This window comes from Mycobacterium uberis (genome assembly GCF_003408705.1).
Taxonomy (GTDB): Bacteria; Actinomycetota; Actinomycetes; order Mycobacteriales; family Mycobacteriaceae; genus Mycobacterium; species Mycobacterium uberis.
Genome location: NZ_QAYL01000002.1, coordinates 302,714 through 319,566 on the forward strand (window position 1 = coordinate 302,714; position 16,853 = coordinate 319,566).

Consider the following 16,853-nt stretch of genomic DNA (forward strand, 5'->3'; position numbering starts at 1 on the left):
CATCTGTCATCCTCCCAAGTATTGTGGCGGCAAACTGTTAGGCTGTCAACCCGTCGGCAGAATTCATATCGCACCAGCTGAATGGTGGACAGTCTGGCGGAAGATTAAATCTAAAAACCCGTGCCATCGGTTTGCTGATGCACCACTTGGCCAGGCAGGTTCTGATTAGAACCATACTTCTCTCCGATGACATGCAGTCCAGATAGACGTACCCGCCACATGTTGACGAAGTTATAAAGCGTTGGTGTAAAAATGACTCGTACGGGATTGCTTGCGTACTTGACGAAGTTCCAATACAACTGGTGGACCCGTCTCGATACGTCACCGAAGTAGGTTGCCACCTGATTCGACATCGAGCATTCAGTGCGACCTGGGTGTATAATTCGCCGCCGACATCAATAATCGAACGTACCGTGTTGGCGTTGACTGACCAATTCGGGAGCACAAAAGTAGTGTAGACGATCCCAAAGGTAATTTGCCCACTGTCTAGTGTAAGGCGCATTCAGCCATAACTGGCTGCAAAGTTATGATCTTTATAGGTGCCAGCCTAAAAGCGGATGGAAAGCACCTAATACGGATAACAATCATCCACGAGCACTTGATATTCGAATACCTCAGTGAACAAGATATCGGCCAAGCTAGCTCTTTCTGGGTGAGCGCCTATCTGCCTATTTTTGGTTTGTCCGGGATTTGGGGTGTCGGTGATTGGCGTGGCTACTGGGGTGATGGGGTCGTATTGTTGAGCTAAGATGGGCTCCGGTAGGCAGATGATGCGGGTTCTTACGCCATATAGACCTATATACTGCGGAGTTTTGTGGCCACGCAACGTTTGAAGGCACCGATGGAAATCGGTGACGTATCCTTGCTGGCCGGAGTAACCATGTCGCCCCCGATTTATCTAATGCACTTATCCCCGGAAATCTATACCGATCTGGAACCGTTCTGGCCTGAATTGTTCCTTGAGGATCGTGCCGGGACTTAGTATATGGATCCTGTTCGGTGGCGGTGTTTACCGTTGTCTCGGCACAGCATTTGCTGAATACGAGATACAAAGTGTGCTCACCGCGTTGTTCAACAGTTGCCAGGTGCGCCCTGTAGCCAATGGCCGGAACCCGTACGGCGGCAATCGGTCACCTACATACCGGCTCACGGGGCCACTGTGGTACTGGGGTGAGGTGCAAGGCGGGACCTTAACTTGACACTGTTCACCGATCCCGGACCACACGGAACTTCTTTGCGCTGTTCAGGTATAGAAAAACCGAGCGTCGCCTTACCACGACTATTACCGATGACTTCACCGGTCTGGCCACCAGCTACTTCGATAAAGTCGTTGCGACCCCTGTGGTATGCATAACCACAAGGGTAGAGCAGCCTTCGTGCTGTGCACGCAGCCAGTTCAACGCGGCCATGCACTAGTGCTCCGCATGGTAGCAGCACAGGAAACCGATACTCAGGCACCTGCACCAACAGCTCGTTACCGATGAAGCGGTGGTTCTCCAAGAACTCAACGATCAATTACAGCGCAGATTTAGTATGCCGGCCGAGATCTTCAAGCCCAGTCGAGTAACAGCCGTCGTACTAGAAGTCGGGGAGTGGTTCAGTGCCACATAGCCTAGTCTCAGCGGGCTGGGCAGCCCGCTGAGACTAGGCTATGTGCATAGTATTATACCCCCAGCGTGAATTTGAAAGGAACGCCTGACTCGCCGCCCACGTAAAAAGCTTCCGCGCCCTAAAAACCGGCCAACTCACTGGCACGTATAGCTTTGCTCGCAGCCGCGTCGGCTTCCGAATACATCCGGGCGATCTCCGCTAATGTCACGCCCGCTCGCATAAGTTCTTCGTGCGCTGCTTGGTTCATAGCTAGCATCTGATTCGCTTCTTCCGCGAAGAACTCCACTGCACATAGCGATACTTCATCGGCACCGGCGGGCGCCAACACTGTCAAACCCGCCGATACGTTCTGGCAGAACTGAATTCCTTGCGCCGCGGTGTCAAGTACCTGCGAACCGATGGTGGCCAGAGCCGGGTCGAACGACATGGGCTGCATTGACGTACCTACCTCCCGTGCATGCGGCCATAATGCGAGCGGGCCTGGCTTCCACGTTCATCGATGCCGTTAAAGTGCAACAGCGCCGAGTGACCCGCCAGTGAAACAGCGAAGCAACTGTTCCGTTCTGTAACACTAGCAATAGGTAATAGTTTGTGTCTACGAAATGTAGAGTAGATAGAGTGCAATAGCATAACGGTTGGCATACGTAGCACGTGTTTTAGCAGGTGCTGACCGCTGCCAAATGGTCAGTCAGAGTGGTTAGTCCCGTGTTCTCAGTACTGGCAGCTTGCTGCACGGTAAGTTCGCTGATGTGATCGTTACCGGGGCCTTTCTCATCGAGGTGGCTGTGAACATAGATAACAAACGGCCAGTTTACCGTCCAGCCGTACAGTCGGGCCTGATCAGGTGGCCCCGGTTTGTGCTTGTGGTGCTGCCCCAGGTGGATGCTGACGATGGAGGCAGGCGGCTTGATGTCGAAGCCAGGTTCCCGAAGCTCGACGAGGTGTCCCAGTACCGAAGCTTCGAAGTGCCAGAGGCCGCTGTCAGCACATTCCCGGGATTCGCTTTCTTCGGGATCCTACCTTTTGCAGGTAGCTGAGTAATCGTGATAACGGGCAGTGGAACGATCTCCCTCTCACTGCTGGCGGATAGCCTAGCGCCACCCGGCGGCGTTAGGCATTTGAACACGCCGGTAGATAATCAGCGCTATTCTGCGGAACTTACTGCACAATAACACTTTACGGTAGATCTAAGCGAGAACCTGGACTACGATTCGACGAAGGCGGGTGAAAAGATCGTTACGATCACCCCCAACACGAAGCATCGACATAAGCAAAAACGGTAGTTACCCTCACAAGAACTAGCACAGAAACCAACCCCGAGAAAGATCCACACCAGAATCCTGATCGATAACCACCCCACGAACGTCATGAGGTGGTAGTCTCAGTGTCCTGAAGTTTAGTACTGTTGTACGGGCGCCGCTACAACCTAGGGTCAGCATCCGCGCGTCGGACGTGGTACTGAAGAGCAGGGTATCGTGGTTTACAACACCGTCACAACGAATCTGCCGGCGAAGCCGATTCATATAGCCAAGTCGCCCGAAAACATCCTCTACGTTCTTGCGCAGATCGCCATAACACCATGTTGCCCAGGAGATGACGCCTAATCAGCATGCATAAATAAACACCGCTGTGCCCCAGCCAACGCCCCACAGTACGCTGAACGGGCCGGCATGGGTGACATCCGCGGATAGAACAAGGCCTGGTTAACTGCGGCCACCCTGTTGGATAACGCATAGATTGAGCAGCGCTATAGGGTGAAAAGCCTGCAAAATTCGTAACGATCAGCTTGACGTTGACGATCAAGAAGTACTGGAATACCGTCGGAGTAAGGTGTCATATGAGCTCCTTCACTGGCCAGCGAACGACGAGGGCGGTTTCGGCCTAGCATTTGACTTTGAGCGCTGGCACGGTAGGTCTGGTGTTCTCTGAGTGCCGCAAAACAAGCAATTGTAGAAACGAGATGGTGCTCTGCAGTGGGAGCCAGCCCGAATCTCTTTCTTGCAGAAAGATTGTCTGGTACTCGTCGTCACTACCAATGACATTCCCGGCTGGGAGATCCAACGCGTTTACGGTGAAGTCTTTAGCCTCACCGTCCGGTTGCGAAATATTTCCTCCCAGTTCGATGTTGGATTCAAATCAATGTTCGGCGGCGAGCTGCAGAGCATGGCCAAAAACTTGGCCGAAAACCGCAGCGAAGCAATGAGACGGCTTATTAACGAAACGCACAGCAAAGGCGGCAATGCGATCGTCGGAATGCGGTTCGACACGACCGGAGCTTGGTGACGTGTGTACTGAGATCTACGCCTACGGCACCGCAGTATATGCCGTACCCATCACGGAAGCTGCTCGCTACACCGCCGCCCAACTGGGTTACGGAGGTACACCGCAGCCGCAGCAACACTAACAGCCACGTCGCGCCAGATTAAGCCACACGCAAGTGGTGGTTGCTGCTAGGTCGGCGACTCTAGTGGACGCTTAGTCGTCCGTTTCTCAGAAAATACCATCGTGGTGATCACCAACGTGGTCACATCCGGCGTGGATGGTGTGTGGCTGACCGCCCAAACCAGCAGCAATGGGGTGCCAGTGTTATATCAACCGGTTGATCTGGCGATCTTAACCGACTGCGCAGTAACCTTCTTTACCAAGACGGCCCAGCAATTGCAACGGCTCAACGCAGTGTGAAACTTAACCGAGCCAGACGCCGATAGCTATCCGTACCGCCAGCGTTCCACTCCGATACCGACGTTAGAACAAGCTATCGCCGCTACCTCACCAGATATGACGCTATTTCTCGACTTCAAGCAGACACCGCCCACATCCGCTAGCCCTCAGTGACTGCGAACGTATTTATCAGAACGGGTTACAGCGCTATGCCGCAGCTTACCATCTATTCCACTGATACGAACATCACCAAAGCGACTTCTCAGCAGCAGAAACTGTAGTTACGGGAAAAATTCCCATAACATACGTCTCGTGCTTGCACAACACAGCATTGAACCACCACTGTGACCCGGTACCCAAGGCAGACAAGTGGGCAGGATTGGAACTGCATCGCGATGCCACCGAAAATTTTTTAGAATCAGTGTGTCTCAAGTGAATGCTAATTTGTGAGACCTGGCAGCCATCGAGTTCTCTAAATTACAGCCCGGGATGACAATCATGGGTTTCGCCGTGAAAACAATCAACGACTACACATCTGGCGAAAAAGTCGGACTCGATGCCATGCCGGTAAACTCTCCTCAAGCGGCTCAACAATAGCACAATGGACTAGCCTGGCGGTAACTGAGTTGTGGCAGCGGTTAAATGCTGGCTGTGATTTCTCGCTGAAAATTGGTGGTGGCAAAGGGGCAAAAGGAATTTGAACCCTAATTTTTACAGCAACTCTATGTGCATCGGTCTTTCTCAGCTGCAAAAAAACACACCGGCATCACTATACCGAAAACCCCACACAACCTAGGAATATTCAGCCTGTGACCGAGGTAATTTGGGTCAAGGTGTACAATGACATCACATTTGCCACAGATTCCATAACGACGGTGGCTTTGATGGCTGACAGCGATCGCGTTTATAATGACACTGACAAGATCTTACACCTGCATCGCAGGTATTCTCATCGACACGACAACGTGGGGATCGAGTCAGATCAGATTAGGCTCATAAGCATTTTAACTGTGTGAAAGAGTATTTGGCTTCGTTTGATGGGACGGAATGAAGACCACCCATACTGGGCATTCGACGAGAGTTACACAATCGAGAATGTTGCCAATAACATCGCCGAAATGTTCGGCAAATTATTAAAACAGACTCAGCCAAACAAGTTGGCTAAGAAGACTTGGGTACGTAGCTGCCGGCTACTTGTCAGGTTCAGACCAGCCGGAAGTCTGGAAGCCAGAGTTTCAGAGCAACTTTTAAAAAACCATCCGGTGCCTTCACTCGAGCAGTCAAGAGACCAATACGGCTAGCGTACATACGCGCAACCTGAGGCTGGGAACCGACTGTTTTAGAGCTACAGCCAGCGACTGAAGTCGCGGCTCATGTGCGCCACTGATTCCGCGAAACACGCTGCCTTAGAGGCACCACTTCAACAACATCATCAGAGGCCAATTCATGTTGCAATACCTTTGCCCGATGCGATCGTATTCTTCCAGGTTCATGATGGAGACCACATCTGGCAATAGTCACTTCAATCTCGAGCCAGGTACAGTGGGGGACCGGTGGAAGTAGCCATAATGCAGTAATCAGCCTCCACGAAGGATTCAAGTGAACAACCCAAAAAACACTACTTTTCGACCGATCTCAAGTATTGGGTAAAGATCCGAAGAACAGCCACCTGATCTCGTTCAACAGCCTTTCGGGTGGGTCACAGCAACCAAGTCCCGGGCCAAGCAGAAATTTAGGCGACGGCGTCTTGCAGTCCGGCAGCCAGACATACGAGACATCTCAACGGCCGTCCGTGTCGCGCTTACAACTATCAGGACAAGGCCGATATGCGAATCTCACGAGTCGCAATAGGCTGGTGTTTGAGGTAGCGGAAGCGATGGTTAGGACACGTCTCAGCTCGTGTGGCATTCGTTGACCACACGCACCACCTATCCTTGTCCACACTGGCCAAAGGTATCTCATTGCAACATCGCGCCTCAGCCCGCCATCTTTATAGTGGCTCAAAGCACATAAGATGCTTTTGCAACTATCGATTTCAACTTCGGCTACTGTAGACGCTGTGAAAGTGCAGACACTAGCCAGTGTAGTTTACACAAAAAGAACTTCTGAACCACGCTAACAGTTCAGAGAATTTTGGCGGTGGCGGAGGGATTTGAACCCTCGGACGGTGTTTGCCGTCACACGCTTTCGAGGCGTGCTCCTTAGGCCGCTCGGACACACCACCGCTAAGCAGCTTACCGAACCAACGGTCCCTCATCCCAACCGCTGGCGGGCGAAGAACGCCTCCAGTGGTGCCGCGCACTCCCGAGCAAGCACTCCGCCACGCACAGCCGGGCGATGGTTAAGCCGACAGTCGCGAACCACATCCCACAGCGATCCCACCGCTCCAGTCTTGGGCGCCCACGCCCCAAACACCAACCGTTCGATACGTGCCAAAACCAGCGCACCCGCGCACATAGTGCACGGTTCGACGGTGACCGCCAGGGTAGTCCCCTCCAGCCGCCACCCATCACCGAGCACACTAGCTGCTGCTCGCATTGCCAAAATCTCAGCGTGCGCGGTAGGATCGCCAAAAGCTTCACGGCCATTTACCGCCCGGGCGAGTACAGTTCCGTCTGGGCCGAGGATCACCGCCCCAATCGGTACATCGTGCGGCTCTGTTGTCACGGCGACCGCCAGTGCGGCCCGGATCAAGTCTTCGTCAGCGTTCATCGACCGAGGCGGTCGATCACCGCCAACAACTGCTCGGCGAAGCCCATCTCACGGGCAATGCGGCCCAGTTGCTCGTCGGCATACAGGTCGGTCTGATCGAGGATTACCCCCAAAACCGCTTCCGATAGCCCCACATCAGACAGTAATCCCAAGTCACCTTCCTCAAAGGGGTCCGCGTATTCAAGGTCCTCGGGATCGATTTCGGCGTCTAAGTTGTCCAAAACTTCAGCCGCGATATCGTAGTCTAGTGCAGCTGTGGCATCTGACAGCAGCAACCTGGTCCCGGACGGTGCCGGGCGCAGGATGACAAAGAACTCGTCGTCGACATCCAGGAGACCAAAGACTGCTCCCGCACTCCGCAGCTCCCGCAATTCAGTCTCGGCTGCCTTCAGGCTCGTCAGCGCCTTGGAGGCCATAGCAGAACAACGCCACTGACCCTCTTCTCGCACGACCGCAACGCCGAAGCCGTCCGGCGTGTCCGCCGCCGGGCCTTTCGCCGACGCCCGTTGTGCTCCCATGGGCGCCTACGGTAGTCGCCGACTAGTCGCCTTGACCAGATGACCACCCATGACCGACGGCACCTGAGGGCGCTATGACCCGCAAACTGTGCCAACCTTGGATGATGGTTGGGACTGCGGCGAGACGACCAGTGTGCGTGCTTGGGCTGGGGTTGATCGGTGGGTCGATCATGAGGGCCATGGCCGCGGCCGGTCGTGAGGTATTCGGCTACAATCGCTCAGTGGAAGGCGCGCAGGGGGCCCTGTGCGACGGTTATGACGCTACCACCGAGCTTACTCATGCGTTGACGCGTGCCGCCGACATCGACGCATTGATCGTGATGGCCGTGCCGATGCCAGTATTGCCGGCCATGCTCGCCCACATTCGCGAAGTGGCACCTAACTGTCCGCTCACTGATGTCACAAGCGTCAAAACCGCGGTGCTCGACGCGGTTGCCTCGGCTGGTCTGCAGGATCGCTTTGTCGGTGGCCACCCGATGGCCGGCACCGCGCAATCGGGCTGGGGTGCCGGGCATGGCGGGTTGTTCATCAGAGTTCCCTGGGTGGTCAGCGTCGACGACCATGTGGATCCCGAGGTGTGGTCGATGGTGATGACGTTGGCATTGGACTGCGGAGCCCTAGTAATACCGGCAAAATCCGACGAGCACGACGCCGCTGCGGCTGCTATCTCACATCTGCCGCACCTGCTCGCCGAGGCGCTGGCCATCGCCGCCGCTGAGGTGCCGCTGGCGTTCGCGGTGGCGGCAGGATCGTTCCGGGATGCAACCCGGGTAGCCGGAACCGCCCCGGACCTAGTACGTGCGATGTGCGAAGGAAATTCCGATCAACTGCTGCCCGCCGCTGACCAGGTCATCGAGTTACTCTGCCGTGCCCGCGACTCCCTGGCTCGCAACAATTCAGTGGCTGAACTGGCCGAAGCGGGCTACGCCGCGCGCACGCGCTACGACAGCTTTCCGCGCTCCGACATAGTCACCGTCGTCATTGGCGCGAAAAATTGGCGCGAAGAATTGGCAGCCGCGGGCCGGGCAGGCGGAGTGATCAGATCCGCTCTGCCCAGCCTAGGTAATCTAAGATGAGGTTATCTGTGTCAACGCTAACAACGATGTTAACGACCGGTGAACACAACTTGATTCCACCGGGGCTTCCCAAGCGGGTGTAGCTAACAGCGCTGGCTGCGACGAACATCTCAGGCACCCGCACATAAGCCATCGGCAACGTGATCGCGGCTGCCTGTTCGTGCAGGCAGATACGGCAGATTGGCAAGGCATTGAAAAACAGGCTAAAAACCACGTTGATGTCGAGTGCGTCCTTGTAGGCCCGGCGTTTTTACCCCTAGCGGGCCGGTTAACCAACCACATGTTTTCCCGTCTCGGGCGATGGCAAGCTAGCGTTCCCGTTCGACCAGCGTGACGGTCAATTCAAACCGCTTGATGTCGCCAGTCCCGTCGGTCTGCATTCCCTAGAAGGCGCCAAACGCTGCGTTGGTTACCATAGCTGCGGTAACGATGCGACCAGGAGCCCTAATGCGCTTACCGGACAACTGCATTCGCACCTAACTTCATACGCGAGACATCCTGGGTGCACCAAGTCAACATTGCCGGCCAAGAAGGTCGCGTCGGATGAGAGGGTGTTGCGATCATGTGCGCCCCTTCGCAGCTGGGAGGTACCCCGCCCTATCGCTGCATTCTGCATCGTCGCCGGCACAGTTAACTTCATCTACCGTAAAATGCGTCCACGCGTCGCGACGCCCCTGTCGGTAAGTGCAGCTCTCGCCGACCGATACATCTACACAGTCGGCCAGTGCCGGACACCGACACCCCCAACACCAGTAGTACGTCAAGTATCAGCGCCAACGCGGCGACCATCAGCGCACTGGTCAGGATTAAGTGAAAGTCACTCACTTTAATCCCGTCAATCAGATAACCACCTAGCCCACCCAGGTTCACGTAAGCAGACACCATCGCAGTCGTCACTACCTGCAGTGCCGCGCTGTGCAGCCCGCCCCAGCATCAGCGGTAGCGCGTTCAGTACCTCGACACACAGCAGTACTCGGGCTTCCGTCATACCCATCGCTCGGGCAACATCAACCACCGTCGGATCAACATTGGCAACGCCCACATAGCTGCCGGCGAGGAGTGACGAAACACCCAGCAGCATCAGAACAACCTGCGACAACCCCGGTCCCGGACTGAACAGCAGAACCTCCGAAGCAGCACGCCTAGCGTCCCAACCCGCCATCAGCGGCTGTCGTGACCAACATGCCCGATCAACAGCCCGACTGGGACAGTAAGCAGCGCCCACGCTTCCATCATCACCGTGGTGTACTCCAACTGTTCCAAGGCGCGCGCGACCAGTTCGACCGGACCAGTCCAGTTATCGGCAATCGGCAGATAGAACATCGCCTGTATCACAAAGTTTATAGCACGCCGCCTACGATCGAGGCCACCACTGAGCGTCGTCGACAGGCAGTGCACGTGGCACGCTTCCAGGGCATGACTAACTGACCGGCCATATCGATGAGCGCGTAAATGATTATCCCAAGTACGAACAGCGCGATAATGCCAGCAAGGATTTGATCGCTCTTGTTGGTTTGGCATCCTGCTGTAGATTAGGTGCTCAAACCTCCAAGGCCGATTACCGAACCATCGCGATATTGGTCACCACGACGACGCACACCTCGCCGATTAACATCGAAAAAGATGTCTACAGCGCGACTTTCAGCATCTGGGTAGATCGGCGAATAGCCTATGACAGTAGCAACGTCACTCACCTGGACGGGCACTGCGTCCAACACTTCGAGCACCACACACACCAACAGCGCCGTGGTGCAGGCGGTCAGCACAACCATCACGTTGGCCTCGTCGAAGCTCCGCGTTCCGATGATCATCAGCAAGGCGACGAATAGTGCCAGCGACGAGACGGTGAACACGACGCTGGCGGCAGCCATCGTCAGTAGTCGAAGACTCGGCACGCACTGCACCAACACCCCCAGCGGCATCGCGATCACCAGCTGGAGCAGTACCGGGAGCAACGACAGGCACAGACGCACCATCGTCAGCACCCACACGTCGTTGAGATGGATAAGCAGATAGTGCATGTAATAACCCCCGTTCAGACTCGCTGTCGGACTTTGACCACGGCCAGTACATCGGTGACCAATAAGCCACCGATGACGCCGCTCTCGCTGTTAACCGCGATGTCCACCGACATCGGCGAAAACAGCGCCGCATCCAGCGCCTGACTTAAATTCCCACCCAGATGGAACAGTGAACCGATGGCATCGATACTGTCGGACACAACGCACCGGGGCACGGTGCCGCCGTAGGCCGTTAGCGTCGATCCGACCCAACGACGCGCCTTCGTCGTCGACGACTAGCACCCAGCAGGCCCAAAGTAAGGTGCTCCCAGGATCGGCGAGGCCGTTCGCAGAGATTCGCTCGATGCCGTGCAGTGACCGCACGGCCGTGTCGATGAGTTGCAATCACCGATAGCCACGGCTGAGTCCGATAAACTTCGCCACGAATTCATTAACCGGCCACGACAGCAACCGAGCAGGTTCGTCCAACTGCCGGAGACGCCTCTTCGTCCGAACACCGATACTTTGTTGGCTAGCTCAAGTGCCTCGTCGATGCCGTACGTGACAAACACAATGGTTTTGCGAAATTCGCTTTGCAGAAGCAACACTGCGTTCCGCAGCTCGTGACGAACCACAGGATCTGCGACCAAGAACGGCTCGTCCATCAACAGGATCGGTAGATCAGTAGCCGGCACACGTGGCCACCTCAATGCGTTGTTGTTCGCCGCCAGAGAACAAACCAGGGTAACGAGTGTCCAACTGAGATCCAGGCCTCACCCGTTCAAGCACCTGGCAAGCTCGCTTTGCGAGCGGCCCACCGCGACTGGCCCCACAGTACTGGCACCGTCGCGACGTTGTCGAGCACCCGTTGATGGGGCATTAGAACCCGCGTTCTGGATGACGGAGCCCACTGAAAGACGCAGCTTCACTGGGGCGACGCCGGCCACGTCCACACCGTCTACAGTTATGGTTCTGACAGTCGGATCAGCCATCCAGCTGATCATCCGCAGCGCCGCGGTCTTACCACTGTCGGACTAGCCGAAGAAGGTCGTCAACTTGCCGTTTGGGACCCCGAGGGTCAGTCGGTCCAAGGTGGCGGTGCCACCGCGGAATAGCCTGCTGGCTTTGTCGAAGCAGAGCACTGCCTACTCCTAGCCTCTGCATAACATCATTGGCCCAACGTGTGCTTGAAGCCGTTATCTTTCAACCAAGTCCGTAATGCCTGAGTGGGATCAATACCGGAGTCACCCTGTACTGCGATATTAAGTGTGGTGACACCGACAGTAGTCAGCTTAACTGAAGCACACCTTTGAGAAGTTCCGACTTAATTCTGCGAATTGAACAGTGGAACAAGGTTGTCGGTCAGGAAGTTCTGCTTTCGATCTTCCAGTACCACCATGTGATTTTGCAGGATGGCCGGAGACGTACTGAAAATGTTGGCGGCGGTCACCCTCCCCTCCACGAGGGTGCGCACAGCCACTGCACCGCTGCAGTCGTTGATCGCCACGAAGTTGCCCGGTCTGATGTCAAATCAGTACTTCTGTCGCAGCCCGAGAAATCCGGACAGTCAAGCTTAGGAGGCCGATAGCGCAGCAAACTTCATCTCCCGCGAATATGAAGTCAAAATTAGCGATCGTTTTCAAGTGCCACGCAGTGAGGGTCTGACAGTGTCGGTGTCGGAAGCCAGTTACGGCACCAGAACCGATAGGTCCCCGGGCAGCGGCTTATAGAACTCCAATGCGATTATGTCGAGCACGGTTACTGCGGAGTCCGGTTGGAAATACAGCAACAAGTTGTTGATATACTCCGACACCAGATCGATAGAAGGCTCTCCGAGCGCCAGAGATACATGTCTCGTGACTGGCAATTTCCATCCGCCACCCAATATCGAAGCCGTTTGCCTACAACTTCTGTGCATAGATTCCGGCGACGGCCTTAAGCTGCCGAGAGGTCACTGTAACCAACCACGATGGATTTCGCGCTACGGGTTTCCACCCTGCGCGGATCAGAATTGCTGCAAACAGCGACCAGACACACGGTAACGAGCCACGCTGCTGCGAGCAATGTCGCATCATGCACGCATAGCGGCATTCGCATATCACTGACACTAGCGTCAGAAACGATGAAGCATTGCTGCATCTGCATGCAGACTGCCAGGTTTCTCGCGTAGTGTGGTTCCATTCTTCCCGGGATAGGACCAAGATGGCAGCTATGACCAACAATCCTTCTGACCCGTCTAGTCAGTCAGAGTCGACGTCCGCCGACGTCCCAAAACCTGCGGAACGGGCTGTACCAGTTACCCGCGCGGGCGCCTTGTGGTCGGCATTGATTGCCGGCTTCCTGATCCTTATCTTACTGCTGATTTTCATCGCCCAAAACACTGCATCCACACCGTTTACTTTCTTCGGCTGGCACTGGAGCCTACCCTTGGGGGTGGCCATCATGTTGGCGGCTGTGGGTGGTGGGCTGTTAGCAGTTGCGGTCGGCACCGCGCGGATTCTCCAGCTGCGCCGCACGGTCAAAAAACACCACGCGGCGACCCATCGATGATGGGTTCCGAAGCCGCTGACTACATTCTTAGCTTGGCAAGCTCCGCCAACCCTCGGGAAAACAACGGCGCCACGCTTTCAGGCGTGTTATCAAACGTTTCGTCCTTACCGTGTGCCTACTCCGGCATAAGTCTGCGAAAATCGATGCCCATGGCGATAATGGCGAGTTTAGAATAAACCGGCGCCATGTAGATACTCTCAAGACACCGTGGCAAGCTGACAACCAGCGATTAACGATCTGCAAGTTCGTCAGTCATTGGCAGCAACCGCGATGTCCAAGCGACTTGCATGTTGAAAATCAGGTCCAGTACCAGGTCGCAGTATATGCACATCCACGCCATATCGCTGAGCAGGTCTCCTAAGAATATTTGGAGCTCCCAGTCCGCCATGGCACGAATCCGTGTCGGGTCGTCGTCGAGGATGGCACAGAACACTCTGCATCTGAGTTTAGCTCGGCCCGGAGCACATGGTGTTGCGAATGCCCAGCACACGCGCCGACGCAGGCTGCATTGACGTTTTGCTCTGTGAGATCGAGCTGGCACAGAAGGCTGTAGGGCACTGATGTGCCGCACACAAGATTGATCGCCGCCGACGATACAGGCGTGATGTTTAGCATCACCTCTCTGCGTGATGCAGTCAAGAAACGGATAGAGCCCACTGGCTATATATGGCAAGCGGCGTTTGACGTCAACCTGATAGGACCATAGTGAACTGATGTTTGAGCCTGTCGACGACGCCGACTTGGCATTGGCCGCAGGATTCGGCACAACTTACTTTGCATTGTATCACGCTCTGCTATTGATTTCCCAAATTACGCAAGGGAAATGGGTGCTGGTACTTGAAGCCTCAAGTGAGGTGGAATTGGTTTCTGTTGATCTGATTGTGTCCATGAAAACACGAGTACTTGCCACGGCATCCAACTTAAAGAATATTAAGCCATGTTGTCAGCGCGGCGCCGAAGCCAGTGTAGACTACGAAGATAAGGGACTGCAATCCCGCATGCGGGAACTAACCGATAACACCACCTGAGTGATCATCGACCCCGTTGGCGGGCTTTGCCCGGAGGGGGCATTACGTGGTCTAGCTTCCATATATCCCCAGCTACACCGCGGCCATGATCCCAGATACCCCGCTTAATCTGTTTCTGTTAAAAGAACTTACCACCTGCGGCATGGAGATCCCGACTTTCATGAGTTATCTGTCTAACGACGTTGCGCGGAATATACAAGAGCGTTCGGAGCTGTTCGCAGGAGGTAGGCTCCAGACGTATACCGATGCGTGGTTCCCATTAACCTAAACCCTGGCGGCATTGCGATATGTTGCTGAACGCAAGGTGCTGATCGAGGTGGTTGTCGACGTAGCCTGAACGTTGGGTGACTTGATCTCGTCAAAATTACTTCCCTGGCTGCGATTTCAATCGGACTACGACCGTCGCGGCAATCTCGGTGAGGGAAGCGTGAACTACGAAGTGATGACTTTGCAGTTAGAGTTCGGCTCATCTATTACACTCAGCAGCGCCTGAAGTGCAGTTCGGTTTCCGGACATTTCCAGCTCGAGTGAACTGAAGTAGCCATATGCGCTTGTTGTTCAATTTTACCGTAACGGTTGCTGTTGTAGTTTCGGATGCAACCTAGCGGTAAATTATGATCACGTTGGTAAGGTAAACTGGTAGCTGGTGTTCAGTTTTGCGAAAGTTATATCGATTACGATATTGAGACACCGACTTGCGTAGTACGTTAACACAGATAGCGAGGCTGTCGATGATTTTCTCGGGTATTAGCTAATTAATCAACTAAACTGAGCTTTTCGTGCTGGAGATGTCAAAGTTTCCGTCGTATAATTCGTTTGCCCCACTCATAAAAAGTTACGTCATGTCGCATTTTTTGTACCGTAGGCCAGCTGCTCCAATATATCTGGAGTACAATGCACGGGGTTGCGGTGCGCTCACTGTCAAAATGAACATAGCGTTATCGAGTATAGATGCTTACCAACGTAAGTCACTAAATTCGAATGCTGCCTGGGCAAATTCGACGACCCGGTCGATTCCGTCTATCACATCGACGTAAGGGAGCCCGATTGCTTATGGGAGTAACGCTACAGCCGAGTGGGGTTGCCGTCGAACCAACCCATTTAGCGCTGGTAAATCGCCTTCATGTTGTGGCTGACCAACCCGCGGTAACCACGGATACACCAGAATCTGTTCTAGAACGATTAGCGTTTAAGGTATTTTGACGATTTCAACACCCATGTATCCATAGTTAAGCAGTCGCAGCGTCTAGTCGTGTAAATACGCATACATGTCGCGTTGCATTGACACGCATTCAACGAATTCTTCCGTCCCTAGGTTGGCCAATGGTGCGAGGTGTGCGTCATATCGGTTCGGTCGATGGTAAAGGTATCGATCGCTTCGGTGGGGGTAGTTGGCCCAGGAGTCCGTATTGCGCACCAGCACACCCCGTAGAGTCAGTATGTTGTTGTAGGTTGTAAGCAGTCTCCTGAGCTATACACAGGGCACAGAACCACAGGAAATAGAAATGCATCTCCGTGAGGCCTCAGTGTAGGGCACCGTCTGAAACACGATCGCTACGCCGTCGATCGTATGTTTTTCACCAGTCGTCTGGATGTCGATATTAGGACAATTTTATGGCGACTTCTGTGAGGTGACGCCCAGGACGTCACTGAAATGGTCGACATGGCTGTGAATGTAAACCAATTGCGACGACGGGACTTCCTCCGATGGGTGCGGTGCAAGTCCGTTCCGTAGCTGCCATCTCGGTGGATGCTAGAGGATTGATGGTGATAATCTCCGTGTCGACCTCGACGACGGTGGTGTTCGAAATGCCTAAGCCGCGGACCTGATAGATCCTGGGAACCACCTCGAACAGCGCTTGTTTGGCGGTTAGGATCAATTATCGCCAGAGGCTGGAATGCGCTTAAGGAGTCGCGGTGACTCCATGGAACGAGTACAAGTCGTTGTCCCACACCACGCGGCCATCGGGCCCTATTCCATGGTGCCGTGAAACGGCAAAATCTGTTAGCTGCGGAATGACTCGATTACTACAAGTAGGCGTTTGTGATCCACCCTCAATACCTTACCGCCAACCAAACCTGATCGACCAGGAAAGATCCCTGTAAACCCCTATCTGAGCAAGAATCAGGCGACGGGTTAAGGGCTACCAAAAGAATTTTTCACGAAAATATTTTGTTCTGTCGTGTTAACCCATATAATGCCGAGACGGTGCTCAACGCTAATGTACCACAAAGATTGAACAAAGAAGAATTAGGTGGAGCGTAGACTGACAGTCGCGATAGCAGACGCAGCGATTTTAGTCGCAGGTGTTTCTGGCTGTTCAAGCAACAAGTCAACTATCCGCAGCGAGATCTCAAGTGCGGACGCCACATAGGCTGCTGTCGACAGTCCGCTACGACCGTCAATGGATCCTATCGCTGGCGGTGATCATCGTTTCTGTCGTTTACTCGGGCACCACCGCGAACACATTCTTCTGCCCACCCTGGTCTGGTGTTGTGTGGTTTTGTTTTATGTGGGGTGTGGTGGTGTGGGTTGTGGTGTGGGTCGATGGGTTGTGTGAGTTGATCTACTGTGTGGATGTTCCGGTAGCCATGAATCCCTCGGTAAAGCGGGTGGTGTTGTGAGTCGTTTGTAGAAGGAGATTGCCGCTCTGGCTGGTGTATGGTCAAGGCGGTCAATGCATTGCGGACCAAGCA

10 protein-coding genes, 1 tRNA gene and 7 pseudogenes are annotated in these 16,853 nt (G+C 54.5%); 8 read left to right on the plus strand and 10 right to left on the minus strand.

The window, feature by feature from the left end; all coding sequences use genetic code 11:
• Positions 1-841: 841 nt before the first annotated feature.
• Entirely contained in the window at positions 842-982 is a 141-nt protein-coding gene (locus MUBE_RS15455; protein ID WP_165849670.1) for a cytochrome P450, read from the plus strand.
• Between the two features lie 747 nt (positions 983-1,729).
• Here the strand turns inward: MUBE_RS15455 and MUBE_RS03470 are convergent.
• Positions 1,730-2,038, minus strand: a complete 309-nt coding sequence (locus tag MUBE_RS03470) for a PE family protein (RefSeq protein ID WP_165849671.1) — start codon at positions 2,036-2,038, stop codon at positions 1,730-1,732.
• Positions 2,039-2,336: 298 nt separating this feature from the next.
• On the opposite strand from MUBE_RS03470, the gene MUBE_RS03475 reads away from it, so the two are divergent.
• The 3 genes and pseudogenes from MUBE_RS03475 (at position 2,337) to MUBE_RS15460 (ending at position 4,293) form a co-directional block, all read left to right on the plus strand.
• Entirely contained in the window at positions 2,337-2,648 is a 312-nt protein-coding gene (locus tag MUBE_RS03475; protein ID WP_243632789.1) for a hypothetical protein, read from the plus strand.
• A gap of 976 nt (positions 2,649-3,624) precedes the next feature.
• Positions 3,625-4,015, plus strand: a pseudogene (locus MUBE_RS03480) (YbjQ family protein).
• A gap of 101 nt (positions 4,016-4,116) precedes the next feature.
• Positions 4,117-4,293: a PI-PLC domain-containing protein gene (locus MUBE_RS15460; RefSeq protein WP_165849672.1), complete on the plus strand. Its 177-nt coding sequence runs from the start codon at positions 4,117-4,119 to the stop codon at positions 4,291-4,293.
• 2,113 nt (positions 4,294-6,406) lie between these two features.
• On the opposite strand, the gene MUBE_RS03490 is transcribed toward MUBE_RS15460, so the two are convergent.
• From MUBE_RS03490 to MUBE_RS03500, 3 genes are all read right to left on the minus strand, one after another.
• Positions 6,407-6,496, minus strand: a tRNA-Ser gene (locus MUBE_RS03490).
• A gap of 29 nt (positions 6,497-6,525) precedes the next feature.
• Positions 6,526-6,984, minus strand: a complete 459-nt coding sequence (locus MUBE_RS03495) for a nucleoside deaminase (RefSeq protein WP_116539485.1) — start codon at positions 6,982-6,984, stop codon at positions 6,526-6,528.
• On the minus strand, positions 6,981-7,502 hold the full coding sequence (locus MUBE_RS03500; protein WP_116539486.1) for a tRNA adenosine deaminase-associated protein: 522 nt from the start codon (positions 7,500-7,502) through the stop codon (positions 6,981-6,983). Before MUBE_RS03500 ends, MUBE_RS03495 begins: the two co-directional genes overlap by 4 nt.
• 131 nt (positions 7,503-7,633) lie before the next feature.
• Here MUBE_RS03500 and MUBE_RS03505 point away from each other — a divergent pair, with 131 nt between their 5' ends.
• Complete coding sequence (locus MUBE_RS03505) at positions 7,634-8,578, plus strand: prephenate dehydrogenase (RefSeq protein WP_243632798.1); 945 nt, start codon at positions 7,634-7,636, stop codon at positions 8,576-8,578.
• On the opposite strand, the pseudogene MUBE_RS03510 reads toward MUBE_RS03505, so the two are convergent.
• The 5 pseudogenes from MUBE_RS03510 to MUBE_RS03530 all read right to left on the minus strand — a co-directional run bounded on the left by MUBE_RS03510 (position 8,541) and on the right by MUBE_RS03530 (position 12,675).
• Positions 8,541-9,142 (minus strand): annotated as a pseudogene (locus MUBE_RS03510) (putative glycolipid-binding domain-containing protein). The gene MUBE_RS03505 and the pseudogene MUBE_RS03510 sit on opposite strands and share 38 nt — an antisense overlap.
• 76 nt (positions 9,143-9,218) lie before the next feature.
• Positions 9,219-9,922, minus strand: a pseudogene (locus tag MUBE_RS03515) (ABC transporter permease).
• Positions 9,919-10,599, minus strand: a pseudogene (locus MUBE_RS03520) (ABC transporter permease). Before MUBE_RS03520 ends, MUBE_RS03515 begins: the two co-directional pseudogenes overlap by 4 nt.
• Before the next feature lie 14 nt (positions 10,600-10,613).
• Positions 10,614-11,720: pseudogene (locus tag MUBE_RS03525) on the minus strand (ATP-binding cassette domain-containing protein).
• Positions 11,721-11,746: 26 nt separating this feature from the next.
• Positions 11,747-12,675 (minus strand): annotated as a pseudogene (locus tag MUBE_RS03530) (glycine betaine ABC transporter substrate-binding protein).
• A gap of 114 nt (positions 12,676-12,789) precedes the next feature.
• Here MUBE_RS03530 and MUBE_RS03535 point away from each other — a divergent pair.
• A complete protein-coding gene (locus MUBE_RS03535; protein WP_243632790.1) occupies positions 12,790-13,128 on the plus strand; it encodes a LapA family protein in 339 nt (112 codons plus the stop codon).
• A 19-nt stretch (positions 13,129-13,147) separates the two neighbouring features.
• Here the strand turns inward: MUBE_RS03535 and MUBE_RS16980 are convergent.
• Positions 13,148-13,564 (minus strand): annotated as a pseudogene (locus MUBE_RS16980) (phosphotransferase family protein); the annotation flags it as partial.
• 277 nt (positions 13,565-13,841) lie between these two features.
• Here MUBE_RS16980 and MUBE_RS03545 point away from each other — a divergent pair.
• Both MUBE_RS03545 and MUBE_RS03560 read left to right on the plus strand, forming a co-directional pair.
• A complete protein-coding gene (locus MUBE_RS03545; protein WP_116539489.1) occupies positions 13,842-14,156 on the plus strand; it encodes an MDR/zinc-dependent alcohol dehydrogenase-like family protein in 315 nt (104 codons plus the stop codon).
• A gap of 2,358 nt (positions 14,157-16,514) precedes the next feature.
• The gene (locus tag MUBE_RS03560) at positions 16,515-16,781 is read left to right on the plus strand and encodes a hypothetical protein (RefSeq protein WP_116539491.1); all 267 of its coding nucleotides are present in this window, start codon (positions 16,515-16,517) and stop codon (positions 16,779-16,781) included.
• Positions 16,782-16,853: the final 72 nt, after the last annotated feature.